Below are 19643 nucleotides of genomic sequence, written 5' to 3' on the forward strand. Positions count from 1 at the left end.
CACTTTCCTTATGTTCTATGGACATTTTTCTTCCGTCTTGATTTTGGTTGGCGCCTAATTCCGTACGTGACCACATTTTAAAATCCAGGATGCCTAAAGGGATTCCTCAGTCGTAAAGCTATCGATGGATGCAAAAGAAGACCCTGATTGTATTCCGAGTTCATCGGCCCCAAGTCATCTACACGATCCCTTTTTCTATAATAGATTTCGTTGTGTCGCTTAATACCAAGACTGTTTCTTGTTGGTGAAGTCGTTTCTTTGTTGCTTGACTATGAGGTTCTATGATCTTTTCCGATGATACTTTCGGATTCGAAAAAAAGCGATACGCTCCTTTCGTGCCTGACCAATTGCCAAATATATCTGGCAAACTCGTTCCTCCTCGTTTTGTCATCACGCTCACGATTTTCTTGAGTCGTTTATCCAATCGCTTATCTCCCAAGTTCAGCGATAAATATTCTTCTTCCACCCAATCTAATTCCGTTCCGAGTGTACTACTCCAATGTTTAGTGTTCATTATAAGGCCCTTACTAACTTTGGAAATAAAGGTTGAAAAATCTAGTTTTTTCTCATATTTGTGGGTAAGGTTATGGGTCATTGCAGGAAGCTGTTTCAAGTTATAAGTATTCGAGCGAAATTGTCTTGGAATCAAAATTCTACGGATCGGGGTCGGCCCCAATTTTAGAAAGTGACAAGGTTCCCAAGGCGTTCGATCTTAGTAAAAAAATCCCGGGAGATCCGGTTTTTCTCATGAAAAAAACAATCATTCTCTTTTTTTGTATCTTATTCTTTGCCTCGGAATTTTCCCTCCTGGCTCAACAACCTACGCATAACTGGAATTCTCCGCCCGAAGTCGTCAAACAGGTGAAGAAGAAATTCAGCGATCTGAGTTCCTACAAGGCCGATTTTCAGATCCAAACCGTATCCAATAAAAAGAGCAAGAATATGAAAGGGATCTGTCTTTATAAAAAAGGCGGAAGAATTCGATATCAATTCAGCGATCCGTCCGGAGACGAGATCGTTTCCGACGGAAAAACCCTGTATATCTATATCGCTCGTCTGAATGCCGTCGGCAAACAGGATCTTACACTCAATAAATCGAATAAATCCGGGCCGATCTTTTCCAGTTTTACGGATGAAGGCCTTTCTCGGATTTTTAGGAAGTATCATTATAAATTCGACTCGATCGAACAACCGCAGACTTCTTCCAAAGACGGACGCAAATACTTCGTCCTCAACTTGGAACAAAGGGAAAAAATCGGCGGTTTCGAGACCATGCTTCTCTACGTGGACGCACAAACGTATTTCATTCAGAAAGCGGTCGCAAGCGACGGAAGAGGAAAGGAGACAACGATCGAATTCTCCAATTTGGAAACCAATCCGGATTTGGAGGACGGACAGTTCAACTTTCATATAGGCGGAAATGCAAAAATCATAAACAACCCGCTTGTGTCGGAACAATAAACCCTAAGTCCTAGAAGGAGCGAAACTTTGAATCAGAAAAGAGTAGGGCAGATTCTCCGCGAAGCGAGAGAAGAAAAAAAACTGAGCGTCAAGGACGTAGCCAAAGAAACGAACATCTCCGTGAAATACATTCTCGCTCTTGAGACCGAGGATTATTCCCAGTTTCCGGGAGAAACCTTCACCATGGGATTTTTGAAGAATTACGGAAGTTATCTCAAACTCGACACGGGACAACTGATCAACTTATACCGGGGAGAAAAGATCGAAGAATCCCAAGCGCCTCTCGAAGAACTGACTCGTCCGACCGCTTCGTATTATACGAAAATCAATCTGGATAAAAACAAAATCTTTACGATCGCATCCGTGTTGATCATTCTCATTTCCGCGTATCTCATCATAGATAGTTTTATGAGCCCTTCTTCCGATGACGACGCGGTGGAAGAATCCGGTAAAAAACTGGATATCCCCGAAAACATCGATTTCCTTTCCCGATCGATTCCGGAAAACAGAAGCGAATCCTTCATTCTTACGCCCGATAAAGGAGTGAGTTTTTCCGTGAGCAATCAGCAGTGCAAACTGTTCATAGACTCCGTGGAAAAAGGAGGCGCGTTAAACGCCGCGGTCCTCGCGTTCAACGTATATCCGGAACTTACCGTATATAAGTTTCGCCTAAACGAAGGACAGGAAAAAGTTTTGAGTTATACGATTCCGGAAATTTCCAGCCTAAGACGTAACGTTCGTATCATCGCACAAGCCGTGACCGAAAATTCCGCGAAGGTTCTCGTAACGTTAAGCGACGAGGAACAAAAACAGGAAAACAACAACGCGGTGGACAACACCAAAACGTTAGGCGACGTTCCCATCCAAGTGACCCTGTTTTTCAATAAGGCGAGTTACGCGGAATTCATCATCGACGGTCAGATGGGATTTAGAGGTCTCGTCCAGGCGGGGGAAACCAGAAGTCTGGAAGCCAAGGATCGTCTTGAATTAAAAGTGGGAGACGGCTCGGCGGTGGAGATGATTCAAAACGGAAAACCCAAAATCACTTTGGGACGTCCCGGAAAACTCGTGAAGAAAATTTTCGTAAAAACGCAGAATCCTTATGATAGCACTCAGTCCATCATCAAGGAGTTGGGAGAATAGGGTTTTTTGGAGAAGAAGTTCTACATCACCACTCTCGGTTGTCCCAAAAACACAGCGGACTCCATGAGCATGCATCATTCTCTTTTGGAGGAAGGATTTACTCCCGCTAACCTTGCGGAAGAATCCGACTTTCATTTCATCAACACCTGCACGTTCATCCAATCTGCCACGGAAGAGACGATTCAGACGATTCTTTCCGCGGCTCAGGTTAAAAAACAGAATCACCAAAAACTGGTCGTCGTGGGTTGTTTTGCGGAGCGATATCCGGACAATATCAGCGCCGAAATTCCGGAAGTGGATCTGTTTTTCGGAACGGGCAAATACGCGCAGGCGGGTAAAATCCTTCGAGAAAAATTTCCGGATCTTTCTCCTCCAAAGCGGGAATTCAACCAAGATATATTAGAAAGATGGAAACTATCTTCCGGAATCGAAAACTATTCCAAACCCTACGCGTACGTAAAAGTTTCCGACGGTTGCAATCGGGGTTGTTCTTTCTGCATCATTCCTTCCTTTCGAGGTAAGTTTCGGGAATCTCCCGTGGAGGAAATTCTTAGGGACGCGGACCGTGCGATCCGTGCCGGCGCTAAGGAAATCTGTTTGGTTTCTCAGGACACCGTGTATTACGGAAGGGATTCCGAAGTTCTTTTGGATATGGTCCGCAAAGTTGCGGAGATCGATTCCCTGGAAATTTTAAGACTCTTGTATTTGTATCCGGATAAAAAAACCGAAAAGCTGATCCGTCTGATGGGAGAAACTCCGAAAATCGCTCCGTACCTGGAATCTCCCTTACAACACGTATCTTCCAAAATTTTAAAATCGATGAACCGGTCCGGAGAAAGTTCCGCCTTTAGGGATTTGTTTTTTCTTGCCAGAGAAGTAAAACCCGGTTTGGAAATCCGCACTTCGTTTATCATCGGTTATCCGGGAGAGGAACCCGACGACGTGGATATGGTTCTAAGATTTATCGAAGAGACGAGACCGGAAAAAGTGAACTTGTTTTCCTATTCTCCGCAGGAAGGAACCAGAGGCGCGGAGCTCAAACAAACCGTTTCCGAAAAGGAAAAATCCAAACGAATCAATCTCATCCGGGACGTTCATCTGGCGATCTTGGAGGAAATTCACCAATCTCGAATCGGTCAAACCTACGGCGCGATCGTGGACGCGGTCGAAGACGGTCAGGCCGTGGTCCGAAGATTGCAGGACGCTCCCGAAATGGACGAGGTCGTGTATGTGGACGACGTTTCCCTAATTCCCGGTACGATCGGAAAAGTGCGGATCGATTCCTTTTACGAATACGATATGAACGGAACCTGGATTTCCAAATGAACAAAGCTATTTTCAATATTCCTAATATTCTTACGATGCTCCGGGTGGCGGCGGTTCCTTTTTTCGTTTGGTTTTTGTTTCAAAAAGAACTGGAATATCATATCGCCGCTCTTGTACTTTTTTCCGCGGCGTCTCTCACCGATTTGATCGACGGTTATCTCGCTCGGAAATGGAACCAGGAAACCGAGTTCGGTAAATTTCTGGACCCTCTGGCGGACAAGATCATCGTTACGGGTTGTTTCGTTACGTTTATCTTTTTGCAGGAACAGATCGAATTCTGGATGGTTTGTTTGATCATAGGACGCGATATGCTCATCACAAGCCTTCGTTATCTGGCGATCCGTCAAGGTCAGTCGATCCGAACCACGATGCTCGGTAAGGTCAAGACCGTGTTTCAGATGGGGGCCATCGTTCTCATCCTCGTATTTTTTATTTTGGTTTCGAGTAAAAAACGGATTTTGATCAACGAAGCCTTCGCTTCCGGAAAGGCGGCCGGCCTCACCGTGTTTGAAATCGCCACCGGAAACGCGATCCGCTTCTTTCAAAACCTGGATCGGAACGTCGGGCTCGGAGACGTGATTTTCGGTTTAGGCACGTTCGTTCCGTATTGGGGAATGCTCGTCACCACGGCGATCACCGTGATTTCCGGGATTCGTTATCTCGTTTCCAACACTAAGGTTCTGACACCTTCCAATCTCAAAAGGATGTTTCAAAAAAATGGAACCAAGAGCAGCCGTTCTTAAACTCATAGACCACAAACATCTCAGCGCCCTGGAAGCGGAGTCCTTTATGAATCACGTGATGAAAGGGGAAGTTTCCGAAGTTCTACTTTCGTCGTTTTTAACCGCAATGCGGGCCAATGGAGAATCGGCGGACGAGGTTTTAGGTTGTACTCTCGCGCTGCGTAAAAACGCGCTCAAACCCAAGACGGTTTTTCCCTTTGATCTTTTGGATACTTGCGGAACCGGGGGAGACGGGCAGGGCACCCTCAATATCAGCACCTTGTCCGCGATCACTTTGGCTTCTTTGGGAATTAAGGTCGCAAAACACGGAAACCGTTCCGTATCCTCCCATACCGGTTCGAGTGATATTCTCACCCGACTCGGGTATCAAACGGAAACGAATCAGGAAGAAGTGGAATCGAATCTGATCGACTGCGGGTTTACGTTTTTATTCGCCCCTATGTGGCATCCTTCCATGAAATACGCGGGTCCGGTCCGCAGGGAACTCGGGTTTAGAACCGTGTTCAATATGATCGGTCCTCTTTCCAATCCGTTTTCCCCTCAGTTCCAAATCATCGGAGTTTACCAACCGGAATTGATGGAACTGTTCATCAAGGTTTTGCAATCCCTGGGTTTAAAGCGGGCTTTGGTTTGTCACTCAAGGGACGGCTTGGATGAGTTTTCCATCTTTCAAATCACCGATTATACTTTTTTAGAGAACGGTGTGATCAGCCGTCATTCTTTCGATCCTAAGGTCCTCGAACTTTCTTCCTTAAAAAAAGAGGAAGTCTATGCCTCTTCCAGCGATCACGCCGAGGCCTTGGCGAGAAAAGTTTTGAACTCGGAACCGATTGCGGGAACTCACGCGGTCGCTTTGAACACGGGAGCGGGGCTCTTTGTGATGGGAAAGGCGGAGTCGATCGAACAAGGTTACAAAATCGCTTGGGAAGCTCTTCTTTCCGGAAAAACAAAGAAGTATTTCGAAGATTTAATTTCCAAAGCGTAAACGGGAAAAATACTGGTAAGAATTTGACAAAAAAGACCGAACAGGAAAGTAACCATGATTTTTGATTCCATCATTCTATTGCAACTGGCTCAGGCCGCCGGAGAAGGGGACAAGTCGCCTTTTTCCACTTTGCTTCTGATCCCGATTATGCTCGTGATCATGTATTTCCTAGTCATTCGTCCTCAGAGAAACGAAGAGAAAAAACGCAAAGAAATGATCGACACTCTGAAAAAAGGAGACGAGGTAGTTACCTCTTCCGGAATCCACGGCAAGGTCGTGGAGATCAAGGACAACAACGAGGTTGTAGTTCTCAACATCGCAAAGGATACGAACGTATCTTTTACAGCGAGCACCGTTTTGAAAAAGAAACAAACAGACAAATGAAAAAAACCGCGGTCTCAATTCTGATCTTCTTATTTCTGGGAAATCCGTTTCTGTTTTCCCAAGACGGAGAAGAAATCGATTTTTTAGAAAGGGTCGGTGAACCCAAAAAGACCGTCGGTAAAAAGTCTTCCAATTCCAATTCCAATCCGTCGGCCGGAGTTTCCAAGGTTTCCAAAAAAAAGGAAAGGAAAAGATCCAAAAAGAGGAAGTCCAGAAAGTCTTCCGGTGTTCCTCCCTATTCCGAAGGAACACAAAAGAAGAACGTGGAACCGGACAATAACGACGGAACCTCTTCCGGGAACAACACGAACGGTTCTCAGAACAACGGATCGAATTCTTCCAACGCCGGTTCTTCCAACAACACACAAATCAAAGAACAAGGAAACACCGACGAACAACAGGTTGCTAGCTCGTCCAAAACCGATCCGGGAGATTTGTCCAAGCCGTATTGGGTCAATGAAGAAGTCAAGGTTCGTCCGAACAACCTTCCCGGTTTTACCGCCTCCGCCGAGCCGGAAAAGCAGGAGCAGAGTTCTTCCTTTAAAAATAGCCTTTCCGAAATACTCAAGTTAGGCGAAGACAAGAAAAAGGAAGAGGAAAAAAAGAAAGTTCAGGAAGGACAAAAGCCCGGTTCCTTTACTGGTTTTATTTCCGAATATAAAAAACCGATCATCATCGTTGTATTTATTTTATTATTTGCTTTGTATCGATTGAAAGCGGGTAAGTCGCGCGGAAGTTCCAGCCGCAGATCCCCGGTTACGATCAATAAAATGAGAAGAGACTAGGAGTTTCCCTTGAAATCTGCGACATGGATTTTCCTGCCGCTCGCTATTATTTTGGCGGCTACGGTAATACTTTATCCCAACTTTGCAACGAGAGAGTTGGAACTTGCGGTAAGAAAAGAATTTGCGTCCCTTCCGGAAGAGCAAAAAAAAGAAGTTCTATCGAAGTTTGAAAAACGTTGGAATGCGGAATACAAACAATCCGATTGGGAAATTTCTCCCGCGCCTTCCGCTTTAAAGGACGAGTCCTTTCTTTTGGTCAAAGGAAGATTTGTAACTTCCGCAAAGATCAATCAGATCTCTCAGGAAAATCCGGATCTGATTTTGGAAGCCAAAAACAAACTGCGTCCTACTTTCGTGGAGGAATGGATCACCAAAGGACGTCCTCTTACGATCAAACTCGGTCTCGACTTACAAGGCGGGATGCGGGTCGCGCTGAAAGGGGATTTCGAAGACTATGCTTCCAAACTTCGTGAAAGTTATATTAAAGAAATTGAAAATTTAAACAAAACCGTGGCCGATCCTTCCGCCGACGAAAAGGAAAAACAAAAGGCCAAGGATCGTCTGAGTGAGATCGAAAGTTATTTTGAACTTTCTCCGAGCCGAAAACTTTTGGAATTGGAAAAGGCGAAACTCATCATCGACAACCGTCTTACGAGCCAGAACCTGACCGAACCTCAGGTGCGGATTCAAAAGGATCAGGATTCCATCGAGGTTTCCCTTCCCGGTGTGACTAACTCTTCCCAAATTCTGGAAATCATTCAGAACACGGAAACCGTGGAATATCGTCTGGAAGAACCGGAGAACTCGGCGAAAAACGGTCTTACTTACGCGGCGATCATCCAGCAGGAAGAAAACAGACTTCTCGAACAGAAAAAAAGGGAAGAAACCGACATCGTTCAATATCAAAATATCGTAAAACAAAAACTGGGTAAGGCGGAACAGGACAAATTTCTGCAATCCCTGGAAGACAAGTATAAAATTCCGAAAGACAAGTTTAGAGTTTTTGCATATTGGGCGAGGGGAAACAATCAAAATTCTCCTTTGCTTCCGCGACGGTTTATCGTTTTGGAAAAAGCGATCGCCCTCGACGGAAGAGATATGCGGGACGCAAGGCCTTCCTTTGAAAACAATTCCTTCGGTTATATCGTTTCCTTCACCCTGACGAGCAGCGGAGCCGAAAAATTTTTCGAGATCACTTCCCAAAATAAAGGCAGAAATTTGGCGATCGTTTGGGGGGACAAGGTGGTTTCCGCCCCTACGATCCGAGGTGCGATCGCGGGCGGTGTGGCTCAGATCGACGGTTCTTTTGCCAAAGAAGAGGCGGCGGATCTTGCGAACGTGATCAGCGAAGGCGCGCTTCCGATTCCTCTCCGTGTTTTGGAGATGAGATTTATCGGGCCGACTCTCGGAATCGAATCCATCGAGGTCGGATTGAAAGCAGTTCTGATCGGATTCGTACTTGTTATGTTGTATATGATTTTAATCTATAAACTTTCCGGTTTGGTGGCAAACATCGCGCTTTTTGCGAACATCCTAATTCTCAGTGCGCTTCTTTCCTTGATGGGATTTACTTTGACCTTGCCCGGTTTTGCCGGGATCATTTTGACCGTGGGTATGGCGGTTGACGCTAACGTGATCATTTACGAACGGATCAAAGAGGAATTGCGGGCCGGTAAATCCGCTGCGGTCGCGGTGGCGCAAGGATTTGACAACGCGTTTTGGACGATCATAGACAGTAACGTAACCACCTTGATCTCCGGGATTTTGATGATCCGCCTCGGAAACGGTCCGATCAAAGGATTTGCGATCACGCTTTGTTGGGGGATCGTCACTTCCCTTTTTACGTCCTTGTTCTTAAGTCGTTTGGTGATGGATCTTTTGGTCAATAAGTTGGGAGTTCAGAAACTCCGACTCGGCTTTAAAAAATTGGAGTCCTAAAGAATGTTTGATTTTATAAAATACAAATACGTTTCTATCAGTCTTTCCCTGGCGCTGATCGCATTCGGTTTTGGTTATACGTATATCGTTCACGGAGGTTTTGCCAATTCCTTGGATTTTAACGGGGGGCTTAGAACCGTAATCGAGTTCGATCAGAACACGGACCGCAAAAAGTTGGAAACCTACTTTGCCGAAAATAAGATCGAAGCCGTTCTTCTCCTTTTGGACAAAGAGAAACATCACTATCAAATCGATATCGGTCTCGGTTCCGTGGATTCGATTCTGCAAAAATATAGAGAAAAGAAAAGGTTGAAACCTACGGATAAGGTCGAACTTTCCGGAATCGATGCGCTCATTTCCATTTTGATTACGGATTTCGGAATCGATAAAAGTAAGGTGCTGAGCGCCAATCAGGTAGGGGCGATCGTAGGAGGAGAACTTTCCTCGACGGGAACCACTCTACTCGGACTTACGATGGCGATTATACTTGCCTACATCAGTTTTCGATTTCAATTCAAATTCGCTTTGGGAGCGATCGTGGCCTTGACCCACGATTTAATACTGACCGTCGCGTTTATCGGATTTTTCCAGATCAAACCGAGTGTTCCGATCATCGCGGCCCTTTTGACGCTTCTCGGTTATTCGATCAACGATACGATCGTCGTTTTCGATCGTATCCGGGAGAATGCAGCCGGAAATTTAAACGAAACTTTCGGCCAGACCATCAATTCGGCGATCAACCAAACCCTGGGAAGAACGTTTAACACCTCTTTTGCGACCTTGATTTCCATCGTCGCGATCATTATCGGAGGAGCTACCGAACTTTTCGACTTCGCCTATGTGCTTACGTTCGGGATCATCATCGGAACGTATTCTTCCATTTTCATCGCGGCCCCGCTCGTGGATATCTACGACCACGTTATACGAAAGGCCCGAGGCTAATGGCTCTCCTCCCGGAAACATTTCGGGAGGAATTGCGCAAACTTTCCTTTTTATCGACGGGCGAAAGTTCTCCGAATCCCCCCGTTTCCTGTCTGATCACCGACGTTGAAAACGTACGGATACTCGCCAAAGGCAGGACTTCTCCGACCGGCGGACCACACGCTGAGAGAAACGCATATTATGAATTTATAAAGAAAGGTTTTTCCGAGGAAAAACCTTTCCAAGAACCGCATAACGTGTGGGTGACGCTCGAACCCTGCACTCATCACGGTAAAACCCCTCCTTGTCTGGATCTGATTTTAGAACACAAACCGAAAACCCTTTACTACGGCTGGAAGGATCTGCACCCACTCGTTCGGGAAATAGACGGTTTGGAACTTTGTCAAAGGGCGGGAATCGGAGTCGTTTCCGACCCGGATCTAAGGGAAATCGCGGAGGAAAGTTTGTTCGGTTTTTTTTCTCGAATCGAAAAAAAAAGACCCTCTGTGATTTTGAAAACGGCGGTTTCCAAGGAAGGTTTTTTTTCTTCCAAAGATAAGTCTCCGATTCGGCTTTCCGGAAATACGTCGGATCACCTAACGTCTGTTTTACGAGCGAAATGCGACGCGGTGCTCGTGGGACCCGGAACCCTGTTCCGCGATAATCCCGGTTTGGAATTTCGGATCGGGGAAAATTTACCGACCAAGCGGGCCGGTGGGGAGAGCCGAACGGAAAAAATTTTCGGAGACGAGTCGAACTTCAAAGACGTAAGTCGTTCCTTGGAATCGGAAAGTAGGAACGTTCCGAATAGCAACGAAGGATTTTTTCTTCAATCCGGGATCTCCCGTTTCTTGAAAAATATCCTTAAATACGGCTTTGATCCTGAAATTTCGGAAATCCACCGGAAGTTTCGGGACCGGTATCAACCCTATCGTGTTTTTATTATATTCGAAGAAAAGAATATTCCGAAAGGATGGATCGAAAAACAAAAGGCGATCAACGATAAAAACGGTTCTAAAAAGTGCGTTTTTCTGATCAAACGAGGGGAGTTTTTTGCGGAACGAACGAAAGAACTTCTTGAATCCTTAACCGAAAAGGAAATTTATACGTTCGATCCGGATACGCTTGCGGATGAATGTTTTGCCGTTTTAGATTCGATCGGAGTCAATCTATTGCTTGTGGAAGGCGGAAACCTGATGTACGATACATTCTCCCCTAAAATGCGGGAAAACGATCTCATTCTGAAAATTCAATCTTCTCGTTCCATTTCCGACGGGATCAAACCTTCGTTGATTACAAATGCAGAAACCTTAATATGGAAAACGAACGTTGGAGAGGATATTTGGGAGGCGCACGGATGTTTACGGGTTTAGTGGAAACCACCGGAAGGATTCTCGAACTTCAAGAGACGTCCGAGGGTAGGGATTTTTTAGTTGAGACGAAATGGTTTCAACCGGATATCAAATTGGGCGACTCGATTTCCGTCAACGGTTGTTGTCAGACGGTCACGGAGTTCTCCGAAGCAGGAAATCGTTTTCGATTTTACGCCAGTTTTAAAACGCTCGAACTCACGAACTTCAAGTTTTTAAAAAAAGGGGAGGAAGTGAATCTGGAAAGAAGCGCTCTCCCGACAACCCGCCTTGGTGGTCATCTCGTGAGCGGTCATGTGGACGGGATCGGAAAAGTTCTGAGCAAGGAAGAAAGGGAAGGGGGAAGCGTCGTCTGTTATACCGTTAAAAACGATTCGTCCCTTTCGAGATATATCGCTCCGAGAGGAAGTATTACCGTCGACGGGATTTCGCTGACCGTGGTCGATGTTCGCGCGGAGGAATTCGATTTGGTTCTGATTCCGGAGACTCTTAAAAAAACGAACGCGAAGTCTTGGAATCCCGGTTCCGTTCTCAATTTAGAAATCGATCTTGTGGCGCGTTATTTGGAACAACTTCTGAAGTTTAAGGAATCCTTGTAAGTCTTCCTGTCCTAGATCCTCTCGTAACCTGAATTGCGCCCCTTAGGAAGTCCGCATAGACAGCCCTACAAGTTGAGAAGAATTTTGGAATCAAAAGCGCGCTTTTCGAGTGGCGAGGGTTTAAGAACTAGGGGTTAGGACTTTACAACCTGTTGTAACAATTTCCGTGAAAGCTCCGACAAGAACGAGGTTTTTTACTTGCAAAAAGTATGATTTTCTCATAGAGAAAAATCTCCCGAGCCTTTTCACAGAAGATAGGTCGTAGTCTCCGACAGATTGATCTTTAGATTCGAATACTTGTGGTTATATTACTCGTAACTATATAATAAAGTACCTAATATTTTGTATGGAATCAGTGTTTTGTGGTAAAATTAACGATAGAGATCAGTAGGAAGCGTTCTGCTTGAGTTCCCCGGAGTGAAATTCAGGCTGCTCGATTTTAAGGAAGCTTACCTAACACAAGTTTTGAAATCCGTCTAAACGATGTTTGCTGAAAAGAGCAGAAATAGATTCTGCAAAACGGCTGAAACAGGGCCTATGGAAACCCGGCCAATTTTGTAGGACAAAACAATCGAAGAAGATCAAAATATAAACTAAATGGTTTACGATTTAAATTGTGCTTCACAAAAATTGAATATATGAGTTATCTGCCCCGAGCCAAAGAGGTGTTATTTTTCCCAAAAAAAATACAGACCAGAATACAAAAGTGAAAACTTTTTTGGAATCCTTTCCGGTTATATAGAAACATAGGAGGATTTACGGCATGCTCCAAAACTTAATTCTATTTTATCAGAATGCACAAGCTGATGGCAGAACTTTTCGCTTCTATTGGCGCTCTACGGGTTCTGTTCCAGGTGTTGCGATTCCGAGCGCGCGGCGGCATTCAGTTTTTTTGGGACGGGTTCTTATGTATAAATCCTTTCTTTTCTTTATTCTAATGATCGTTTTCACGGCTTGCGTCCGTCCCCCGGAAAAACTGGACCCCAACTTTGTAATTCTCCAGTATTTATCCAAATCAAATTCTTCTAACGATTCCGGAAACATATCCGATGGAACCGGCGCTCCCGTTTCCGGCGGAGCCAATGCCCCCGTTGCCTGTCCCAACCCGGCTTTGGTTTTCAATCCGGGAGGAATTATTGATACGGGACAAACCACTTGCTGGGATGCGGCCGGAACTGGGGTTGCATGTTTAGGAACAGGACAGGACGGGGCCTTTGCCAACATACCCAATGCGAGATCTTTTGTGGGACCCACACAACATTGTATTTATACAAATGATTATACGACCTTAGATCAATTTCATGGATTGACTTGGAAAACCTGCGCGGAAGGTCAGTCGGGAGCCGCCTGCGGAACGGGCGTGTCGACCCAACTCTCTTGGACCGCAGCTACGGCCATTCCGGCTCCTGTAGGAAGTTGTGGAGCCTTAAACACTCGAAATGGAGGAAACGGCTACGCCGGTAGAACCGACTGGAGACTTCCCACGGTAAAAGAATTGGCTTCTCTCTTTCATTATTCGAATGCTCCTCAAATCGACGTCGCTTCCTTTCCGGCCACTTTTTCGGGGATCGCATATATGACGAATTCTACGGTAACGGGTACGCCAACGAATATTTGGGTGGCCGACTTTAGTGGCGTTGCCATTTTAAAAACCTATTCGACTCCCAAAGGGGCAAACCTGAATGTCCGTTGTGTCGCCGGTAATCCGTTGCCACCGCTTGCCTTTGTGGATAATGGAAATGGATCGATCACAGATCAAAATACGGGACTTATTTGGCAAAAATGTGCGGACGGTCAGGCGGCCCTTACCTGCCTCGGAGCGGTTACGAATAACACTCAAACCGCATCATACGCTTCTTGTAATGCATTGAATGTAGCCAATTTCGCGGGTAGAAACGACTGGAGGCTGCCAAACGCAAACGAGCTTCTAAGTATTGTAGATCATTCGGTCACAAATCCGAGTATTTCCGCAACCTTTCCCTTTGTAACGCCTCAAGCGCATTGGACTTCGACTTCGAGTTCCAACACACCAAGCGCAGGAATCGTCGTATCCTTTTTTAATGGTAGCCTTAATAGGCCTAATAAGGCTACTCTCCTCCCAAGTCGTTGTGTTGCGAATTAAAAACGAAAAGAAAAGCGGAGAATTACAGACGGACTTTTCAGTTTCGATAGATTTACGACCGAAGATACAAAACTGGATTTCCGATTTTTAAGGAATCATTTGGACCGGCGACTTTAGAATCTCAGAATTTCCTCTTGAAATCCTAATTTAATGGTAAGATTAACGGAAGTTCGGTATAACCTAAGGAAGTTCAATCGCGATTTCCCAACTTCGTTGGGAGCCAACCCGTTGTCTTTTGGCTGTCTCCGGCTCTATGGATCGCTCATCTCAGCTGCGCTTGAGAGCCAACGCTTTCGCTTCGCGGCTTTTGGCTGTCTCGCTCGCTATGGATCGCTCGACATGCCCAAACTTTCTTAAGCGAATTCACGGTATTTAAGTTTCTGTAGCCAAATTTGAGTCCAATAGAAGTGATGGTAAGAATAGATTATGATTCAATCCATTGAGAATGCAATCGAAGAAATCAAGTCCGGAAGAATGATCGTTCTTGTGGATTCGGAAGACCGTGAAAACGAGGGCGACCTTGTCGTTGCGGCGGAATTTGCGGATAAGGAAAAAATCAACTTTATGGCTACTTTTGGCCGAGGGCTGATTTGTATGCCTATGGAAGCCGAGCGTCTCAAAAAGCTCGGGCTCAATCGAATGGTAGACGACTATTCCTTAGGAGATAAACACGGAACCGCGTTTACGGTTTCGGTGGATGCGAAACATGGAACTTCCACCGGGATTTCCGCTCAGGATAGAGCGATTACGGTTCAGGTTCTCTTGGACGATAAAACGGTGTCCGCCGATTTGATGCGTCCGGGACATTTGTTTCCTCTCCAGGCCGTTCCGGGCGGGGTCTTAAGAAGGGCAGGTCACACCGAAGCTTCCCTGGATTTATCGAAACTTGCCGGTTTATATCCTGCGGGTGTCATTTGCGAAATTATGAACGACGACGGAACCATGGCCCGTCTTCCGGATCTGGAAAAATTTGCCGAAAAACACGGTCTGAATATTTATACGATTGAGGATTTGATCCGTTATCGTAGAGCGAAAGAAAATCTGATTCGCCTCGAAGTGGAATCCAAACTTCCCACGGACTACGGAGACTTTACGATCCGAGCGTATTCGACTCTCATTGACGATAAGATCCATGTCGCTCTCATCAAAGGTGAAGTCAAAAAAGAAGAAACTATCATGGTTCGAGTTCACAGCGAATGTTTAACCGGTGATATCTTTTCGAGCAATCGATGCGATTGCGGTCCGCAGCTTCATTCCGCTCTGGAAATGATTTCCAAGGAAGGTAAGGGTGTACTTCTTTACATGAGACAGGAAGGAAGAGGGATCGGCCTGATCAATAAATTAAAAGCTTATAATATTCAAGATAAAGGATATGATACGGTCGAAGCCAACGAAAAACTCGGCTTTGCTCCCGACCTGAGGGATTACGGAATCGGAGCTCAAATTCTGAGAGAGATCGGCGTCGGTAAAATGAAAATTTTAACGAACAATCCTCGTAAGATCGTCGGTCTGGACGGTTACGGTTTGGAAGTGGTGGAAAGAATTCCGATCGAAATTCAACCTGGCTCGGACAATCATAATTATCTGATGACCAAAAAACTTAAACTTGGGCACATGCTGGGTCTTGGGTGAATTGTGCCGCGCGGAGCTTTCGGTTTCGCGCCGTTTTTTTACTTTGGGCTTCTCCCAAAATCGGAAAGGAAAACGCGGGAGTTCTATCCTGTGGGGTTTGTTAGAAATTACCCGTGGGATCTCCGCAAAATAGTTTAACTTTTGAGAATATGACCATTTTCTGTTTTAGCATTCTGCAAATTCCATGTCGGTTCACTATTGTGAGCCGGTTTGTTCAATTTTCCCTCGGAACGTGCTCGGCAAAGTCACCCTGAGATCTGACTCCTATCCACTGATCCCTAATACGCGTGGGAGTTCCCACAAATTTCTTTACTTTTAGACAAGTTCTCAGGATATTGGAACAAATTATCTAATAAATTAGATTTTTGTCCGTTTTGTTGTAAGATTTATCCAGAGGAAGGATCGAATGAAATCCAAATCTTTAAGAATTTCTTTAATATCGATTTTATGGTTCTCTGTTTCATTTTCATTGTTATCGGAGACCAAACTTTTGAACGTTTCCTATGATCCGACTCGGGAATTGTATTCGCAGATCAACAAACTTTTCGTAGCACATTGGAAAAAACAAACCGGAGAAGACTTAGTCATCAATCAATCTCACGGAGGCTCCGGAAAACAAGCAAGGGCCGTCATCGACGGACTCGAAGCGGATGTCGTAACCTTAGCGTTGGCGCACGATATCGATGCGATCGCGGAAAAAGCGAAACTTCTTTCTACCGATTGGGAGAATTTACTGCCGCATCAAAGTTCGCCTTACACTTCGACGATCGTATTTTTAGTCAGAAAAGGAAATCCCAAAGGAATCAAAGATTGGGACGATCTCGTAAAACCCGGAGTCGGAGTTGTCACGCCGAATCCTAAAACGGGGGGAGGCGCGCGTTGGAATTATCTTGCGGCCTGGGGTTACGCAAAAGGAAAATACGGGTCGGAAGAAAAAGCGAAAGCGTTTGTGAAAAGTCTTTATGCGAACGTTCTTGTGTTGGACTCGGGTGCAAGAGGTTCTTTGACTACGTTCGTTCAAAGAGGAATCGGAGACGTACTGATCTCATGGGAAAACGAGGCTCATCTCGCGTTACACGAAACCGCAAAGGATTCGAGCGGCGGAGGTGTTGAAATCGTATTTCCGTCCGTGAGTATATTGGCCGAACCATCCGTCGCGGTCGTCACAAAAAATGCGGAGAAACACAATACGCTCAAAGTCGCAGAGAGTTATCTGAGATTCTTATATACTCCGGAAGGTCAGGAAACGATCGCGAAAAATTTCTATCGACCCACCGATAAGAATGTCGCATCCAAATATAAAAGTTTATTCAAGAATTTGAAACTGTTTACGATCCGAGACGTCGCCGGTTCCTGGAAAAACGCCCAGGAAAAACATTTTTCGGACGGCGCGATTTTCGATCAGATCACCGCTAAATAAAAATTCCTAACTTCAAATATAGAAAATCGTGTCCACTTTGAATTTTAGAACCAAACCCTACGGAAAAACGGCCTTCGGTATCACGTTAGGCGTTACCATAACGTATCTGAGTTTGATCGTCATTATTCCGTTAGGCGCTCTTTTTCTGAAAAGTTCCGGAATCGGTTGGAAAGGCTTTTGGAAACTTCTCACAAACGAAAGGATTTTATCCGCCCTTTATTTAAGTTTCGGGGCCGGAGCGGCGGCGGCGATCGTCAATCTCTTCATCGGATTTTTGTTCGCTTGGGTTTTGGTTCGTTACCGTTTTCCCGGAAGATCTTTGCTCGATTCTCTCGTGGATCTTCCCTTTACTCTGCCGACCGCAGTCGCTGGAATCGCCCTCACAACGATTTATACGCCCAACGGAATCATCGGAAAATTTCTGGATCCTTACGGGATCAAAGTCGCATATACGCCGGTCGGAATCGTGATCGCTCTCGTATTCATCGGTTTTCCTTTTGTCGTAAGAACGGTTCAACCCGTCTTGGAGGAATTTCCGAAGGAACTTGAAGAATCCGCGTATTGTTTAGGCGCAAATCGTTGGCAGATTTTCAGAAGGGTGATCTTTCCGGAACTTTTTCCTCCGTTGATCACGGGAGCCGCGATGGCGTTTGCAAGAGGAATCGGAGAATACGGATCGGTCGTATTCATTTCCGGAAACCTACCGGGTAAGACCGAAATTCTTCCTTTGCTCATCGTCACCAAACTCGAACAATACGAATACGAAGAAGCCACGGGAATCGCGTTTATTATGCTCGTAATTTCCTTTAGTATATTATTAGGTATTAATATTCTTCAAACGATTGCCGCAAGGAGAAAGGGATGAGACAGGAATCCTTATTCGTTCGAAGTATTCTTATCGGAACGGTATTTTTATTGACCGGACTGATTTTGATTCTTCCCATTTATACCGTTTTGCACGAGGCGTTTTCGAAAGGTTTTTCCGTTTACTGGGAAGCGATTCAGGAACCGGATACGGTGTCCGCTTTCAAGCTGACGCTTATAGTGGTCGCGATCGCGGTGCCTTTGAATACGATCTTTGGAATCGTTTCCGCGTTTTCGTTGACACGTTTCGAATTTCCCGGAAAAAGTTGGCTCCTCACGATCATCGATTCTCCGTTTTCGGTTTCGCCCGTGATCTCCGGTTTGATCTTTATTCTTCTTTTTGGAAGACAAGGTTGGTTCGGACCTTGGTTGGAAAAAATGGATATCAAAATCGTATTCAACACTCCGGGGCTTGTGATCGCGACCGTTTTTATCACTCTTCCTTTTGTTTCGAGGGAACTCATTCCTTTACTCGATTCGACCGGAATCGAAGAAGAGGAGGCCGGACTTCTTTTAGGCGCTTCTCCGATCCAAGTGTTCTTTAAAATCGTAGCTCCCGGAATCAAATACGGGTTGTTATACGGAATCGTTCTTTGCAACGCAAGAGCCATGGGAGAATTCGGAGCCGTCTCCGTTCTTTCCGGACATATCCGAGGACAAACGAATACGTTACCCTTACAAATCGAAGTCCTTTACAACGAATACAATTCGGTGGCCGCTTTTGCCGCGGCTTCTCTTCTCGTTTTCTTATCCTTAATCACTCTGGTCGCGAAACAGATCTTGGAAAGAAAGATCAAAATCGTAAAAAAAGAAGAATTGCTCCAAGAGGAGGTATAGTTATGGGAATCGAAGTTAAGAATCTTGTGAAACGATTCGACAATTTTACCGCCATCGATCGTCTTTCTTTGGAGGTTCCTTCGGGAGAGTTAGTCGCTCTTCTCGGTCCTTCCGGTTCCGGTAAGACAACTCTGCTTAGGATTATCGCAGGACTCGAAGACGCCGACGAAGGTCAGGTGATCTTTGAAGGTTTGGAAGTCGGTAAAAAAAACGCAAAAGACAGAGGGGTCGGTTTCGTATTTCAACACTACGCGCTTTTCAGGCATATGACGATTTTTGAAAATATCGCCTTTGGTCTTGAAGTGAGAAAAAGATCGGAAAGACCGAACAAGGAAGCGATTTACGACAAGGTGATGAGTCTTTTGAAACTCGTTCAACTTGAGAATTTTCACGGCCGTTATCCTTCCGAACTTTCCGGCGGTCAAAGACAAAGGATCGCCCTCGCGCGAGCTCTCGCCATCGAACCTCGTTTTTTACTGTTAGACGAACCGTTCGGAGCCCTGGACGCAAAGGTCAGAAAGGAACTGAGAAACTGGCTCAGACGTCTTCACGACGAAATTCATATTACGAGCGTGTTCGTGACTCACGATCAGGAAGAGGCTTTGGAAGTTTCGGACAAGGTGGTCATTTTAAAATCGGGTAGGATCGAACAGGTCGGAACTCCGGACGAGGTTTACAATCACCCTAAAAATTCCTTCGTATTTCATTTCTTAGGCGACGTCAATCTGTTTCACGGAAGGGTTCAAGGCGGACAAACACAACTCGGAGAAATCAAGGTGGACACACCCGAACATTCCGAAATCGAAAACGCGTCCGCAATCGGTTACGTGCGTCCCTACGACGTGGAAATTTTGAGAGAGCCGATCGAATCGCAAACGATTCCCGCCGAAATTCAATACATCCACTCGACCGGAAGAACCGTAAAGATCGATCTCAAACGTTTGGATACGGGTACGGTTTTGGAATCACAACTCAATTCTTCCGAGTTTCAATCTCTCAATCTGCTTCCCGGCGAAATCGTGTATATCCGTTTTAAAAAGGTAAAAGTCTACGTAGAAGATTATACGATCTGAATATCAGAAAATCATACTTTTTGCAAGTAACAAGTATGAT

17 protein-coding genes and 1 pseudogene are annotated in these 19643 nt (G+C 45.4%); 17 read left to right on the forward strand and 1 reads right to left on the reverse strand.

What is annotated here, in order from left to right; translation table 11 throughout:
- Positions 1–514, reverse strand: a pseudogene (locus tag LEP1GSC194_RS15160) (IS4/Tn5 family transposase DNA-binding protein); the annotation flags it as partial.
- Positions 515–747: 233 nt separating this feature from the next.
- Here LEP1GSC194_RS15160 and LEP1GSC194_RS15165 point away from each other — a divergent pair.
- The 17 genes from LEP1GSC194_RS15165 to LEP1GSC194_RS15245 all read left to right on the forward strand — a co-directional run bounded on the left by LEP1GSC194_RS15165 (position 748) and on the right by LEP1GSC194_RS15245 (position 19603).
- Positions 748–1461: a LolA family protein gene (locus tag LEP1GSC194_RS15165; protein ID WP_231384523.1), complete on the forward strand. Its 714-nt coding sequence runs from the start codon at positions 748–750 to the stop codon at positions 1459–1461.
- A gap of 27 nt (positions 1462–1488) precedes the next feature.
- Positions 1489–2604 (forward strand): helix-turn-helix domain-containing protein, encoded by a 1116-nt coding sequence (locus LEP1GSC194_RS15170; protein WP_020774439.1) that lies wholly within the window; start codon positions 1489–1491, stop codon positions 2602–2604.
- 6 nt (positions 2605–2610) lie between these two features.
- Positions 2611–3930, forward strand: a complete 1320-nt coding sequence (gene rimO, locus LEP1GSC194_RS15175; protein ID WP_020774453.1) for a 30S ribosomal protein S12 methylthiotransferase RimO — start codon at positions 2611–2613, stop codon at positions 3928–3930.
- Entirely contained in the window at positions 3927–4673 is a 747-nt protein-coding gene (gene pgsA / locus LEP1GSC194_RS15180) for a CDP-diacylglycerol--glycerol-3-phosphate 3-phosphatidyltransferase (RefSeq protein ID WP_020774470.1), read from the forward strand. The genes rimO and pgsA overlap by 4 nt, the downstream gene beginning before the upstream one ends.
- Positions 4648–5658 (forward strand): anthranilate phosphoribosyltransferase, encoded by a 1011-nt coding sequence (gene trpD, locus LEP1GSC194_RS15185; RefSeq protein ID WP_020774421.1) that lies wholly within the window; start codon positions 4648–4650, stop codon positions 5656–5658. Before pgsA ends, trpD begins: the two co-directional genes overlap by 26 nt.
- Positions 5659–5712: 54 nt before the next feature.
- On the forward strand, positions 5713–6042 hold the full coding sequence (gene yajC / locus LEP1GSC194_RS15190) for a preprotein translocase subunit YajC (RefSeq protein WP_020774454.1): 330 nt from the start codon (positions 5713–5715) through the stop codon (positions 6040–6042).
- Positions 6039–6827: an SRP-less Sec system protein gene (locus LEP1GSC194_RS15195; RefSeq protein ID WP_020774450.1), complete on the forward strand. Its 789-nt coding sequence runs from the start codon at positions 6039–6041 to the stop codon at positions 6825–6827. Before yajC ends, LEP1GSC194_RS15195 begins: the two co-directional genes overlap by 4 nt.
- A 9-nt stretch (positions 6828–6836) precedes the next feature.
- The gene (gene secD, locus LEP1GSC194_RS15200) at positions 6837–8765 is read left to right on the forward strand and encodes a protein translocase subunit SecD (RefSeq protein ID WP_020774467.1); all 1929 of its coding nucleotides are present in this window, start codon (positions 6837–6839) and stop codon (positions 8763–8765) included.
- A 3-nt stretch (positions 8766–8768) separates the two neighbouring features.
- Entirely contained in the window at positions 8769–9707 is a 939-nt protein-coding gene (gene secF, locus LEP1GSC194_RS15205; protein ID WP_020774447.1) for a protein translocase subunit SecF, read from the forward strand.
- On the forward strand, positions 9707–11059 hold the full coding sequence (locus tag LEP1GSC194_RS15210; RefSeq protein WP_020774433.1) for a bifunctional diaminohydroxyphosphoribosylaminopyrimidine deaminase/5-amino-6-(5-phosphoribosylamino)uracil reductase RibD: 1353 nt from the start codon (positions 9707–9709) through the stop codon (positions 11057–11059). Before secF ends, LEP1GSC194_RS15210 begins: the two co-directional genes overlap by 1 nt.
- Positions 11044–11655, forward strand: coding sequence for a riboflavin synthase (locus tag LEP1GSC194_RS15215; protein ID WP_020774426.1), 612 nt, complete (start codon positions 11044–11046; stop codon positions 11653–11655). Before LEP1GSC194_RS15210 ends, LEP1GSC194_RS15215 begins: the two co-directional genes overlap by 16 nt.
- 907 nt (positions 11656–12562) lie before the next feature.
- The gene (locus LEP1GSC194_RS15220) at positions 12563–13777 is read left to right on the forward strand and encodes an Lcl C-terminal domain-containing protein (RefSeq protein WP_020774441.1); all 1215 of its coding nucleotides are present in this window, start codon (positions 12563–12565) and stop codon (positions 13775–13777) included.
- A gap of 426 nt (positions 13778–14203) precedes the next feature.
- A complete protein-coding gene (locus tag LEP1GSC194_RS15225) occupies positions 14204–15409 on the forward strand; it encodes a bifunctional 3,4-dihydroxy-2-butanone-4-phosphate synthase/GTP cyclohydrolase II (RefSeq protein WP_020774438.1) in 1206 nt (401 codons plus the stop codon).
- Between the two features lie 406 nt (positions 15410–15815).
- Positions 15816–16829 carry a sulfate ABC transporter substrate-binding protein gene (locus LEP1GSC194_RS15230; RefSeq protein ID WP_020774444.1) on the forward strand — a complete coding sequence of 338 codons (1014 nt, stop codon included), beginning with the start codon at positions 15816–15818 and terminating at the stop codon, positions 16827–16829.
- A 28-nt stretch (positions 16830–16857) separates the two neighbouring features.
- Positions 16858–17694, forward strand: coding sequence for a sulfate ABC transporter permease subunit CysT (gene cysT, locus LEP1GSC194_RS15235; protein ID WP_020774463.1), 837 nt, complete (start codon positions 16858–16860; stop codon positions 17692–17694).
- Positions 17691–18530, forward strand: coding sequence for a sulfate ABC transporter permease subunit CysW (gene cysW, locus LEP1GSC194_RS15240; protein ID WP_020774420.1), 840 nt, complete (start codon positions 17691–17693; stop codon positions 18528–18530). Before cysT ends, cysW begins: the two co-directional genes overlap by 4 nt.
- 2 nt (positions 18531–18532) lie before the next feature.
- Entirely contained in the window at positions 18533–19603 is a 1071-nt protein-coding gene (locus LEP1GSC194_RS15245) for a sulfate/molybdate ABC transporter ATP-binding protein (RefSeq protein WP_020774460.1), read from the forward strand.
- Positions 19604–19643: the final 40 nt, after the last annotated feature.

Origin of the sequence: Leptospira alstonii serovar Sichuan str. 79601, from assembly GCF_000347175.1 — a bacterium.
GTDB classification, from domain to species: Bacteria; Spirochaetota; Leptospiria; order Leptospirales; family Leptospiraceae; genus Leptospira; species Leptospira alstonii.

What these genes read in the sequence shown, in the direction of transcription:
- LEP1GSC194_RS15165 (WP_231384523.1), top strand. Translation starts at nt 748, where the DNA reads ATGAAAAAAACAATCATTCTCTTTTTTTGTATCTTATTCTTTGCCTCG.
- pgsA (WP_020774470.1), top strand. Translation starts at nt 3,927, where the DNA reads ATGAACAAAGCTATTTTCAATATTCCTAATATTCTTACGATGCTCCGG.
- trpD (WP_020774421.1), top strand. Translation starts at nt 4,648, where the DNA reads ATGGAACCAAGAGCAGCCGTTCTTAAACTCATAGACCACAAACATCTC.
- yajC (WP_020774454.1), top strand. Translation starts at nt 5,713, where the DNA reads ATGATTTTTGATTCCATCATTCTATTGCAACTGGCTCAGGCCGCCGGA.
- LEP1GSC194_RS15195 (WP_020774450.1), top strand. Translation starts at nt 6,039, where the DNA reads ATGAAAAAAACCGCGGTCTCAATTCTGATCTTCTTATTTCTGGGAAAT.
- secF (WP_020774447.1), top strand. Translation starts at nt 8,769, where the DNA reads ATGTTTGATTTTATAAAATACAAATACGTTTCTATCAGTCTTTCCCTG.
- LEP1GSC194_RS15210 (WP_020774433.1), top strand. Translation starts at nt 9,707, where the DNA reads ATGGCTCTCCTCCCGGAAACATTTCGGGAGGAATTGCGCAAACTTTCC.
- LEP1GSC194_RS15215 (WP_020774426.1), top strand. Translation starts at nt 11,044, where the DNA reads ATGTTTACGGGTTTAGTGGAAACCACCGGAAGGATTCTCGAACTTCAA.
- LEP1GSC194_RS15220 (WP_020774441.1), top strand. Translation starts at nt 12,563, where the DNA reads ATGTATAAATCCTTTCTTTTCTTTATTCTAATGATCGTTTTCACGGCT.
- LEP1GSC194_RS15225 (WP_020774438.1), top strand. Translation starts at nt 14,204, where the DNA reads ATGATTCAATCCATTGAGAATGCAATCGAAGAAATCAAGTCCGGAAGA.
- LEP1GSC194_RS15230 (WP_020774444.1), top strand. Translation starts at nt 15,816, where the DNA reads ATGAAATCCAAATCTTTAAGAATTTCTTTAATATCGATTTTATGGTTC.
- cysW (WP_020774420.1), top strand. Translation starts at nt 17,691, where the DNA reads ATGAGACAGGAATCCTTATTCGTTCGAAGTATTCTTATCGGAACGGTA.
- LEP1GSC194_RS15245 (WP_020774460.1), top strand. Translation starts at nt 18,533, where the DNA reads ATGGGAATCGAAGTTAAGAATCTTGTGAAACGATTCGACAATTTTACC.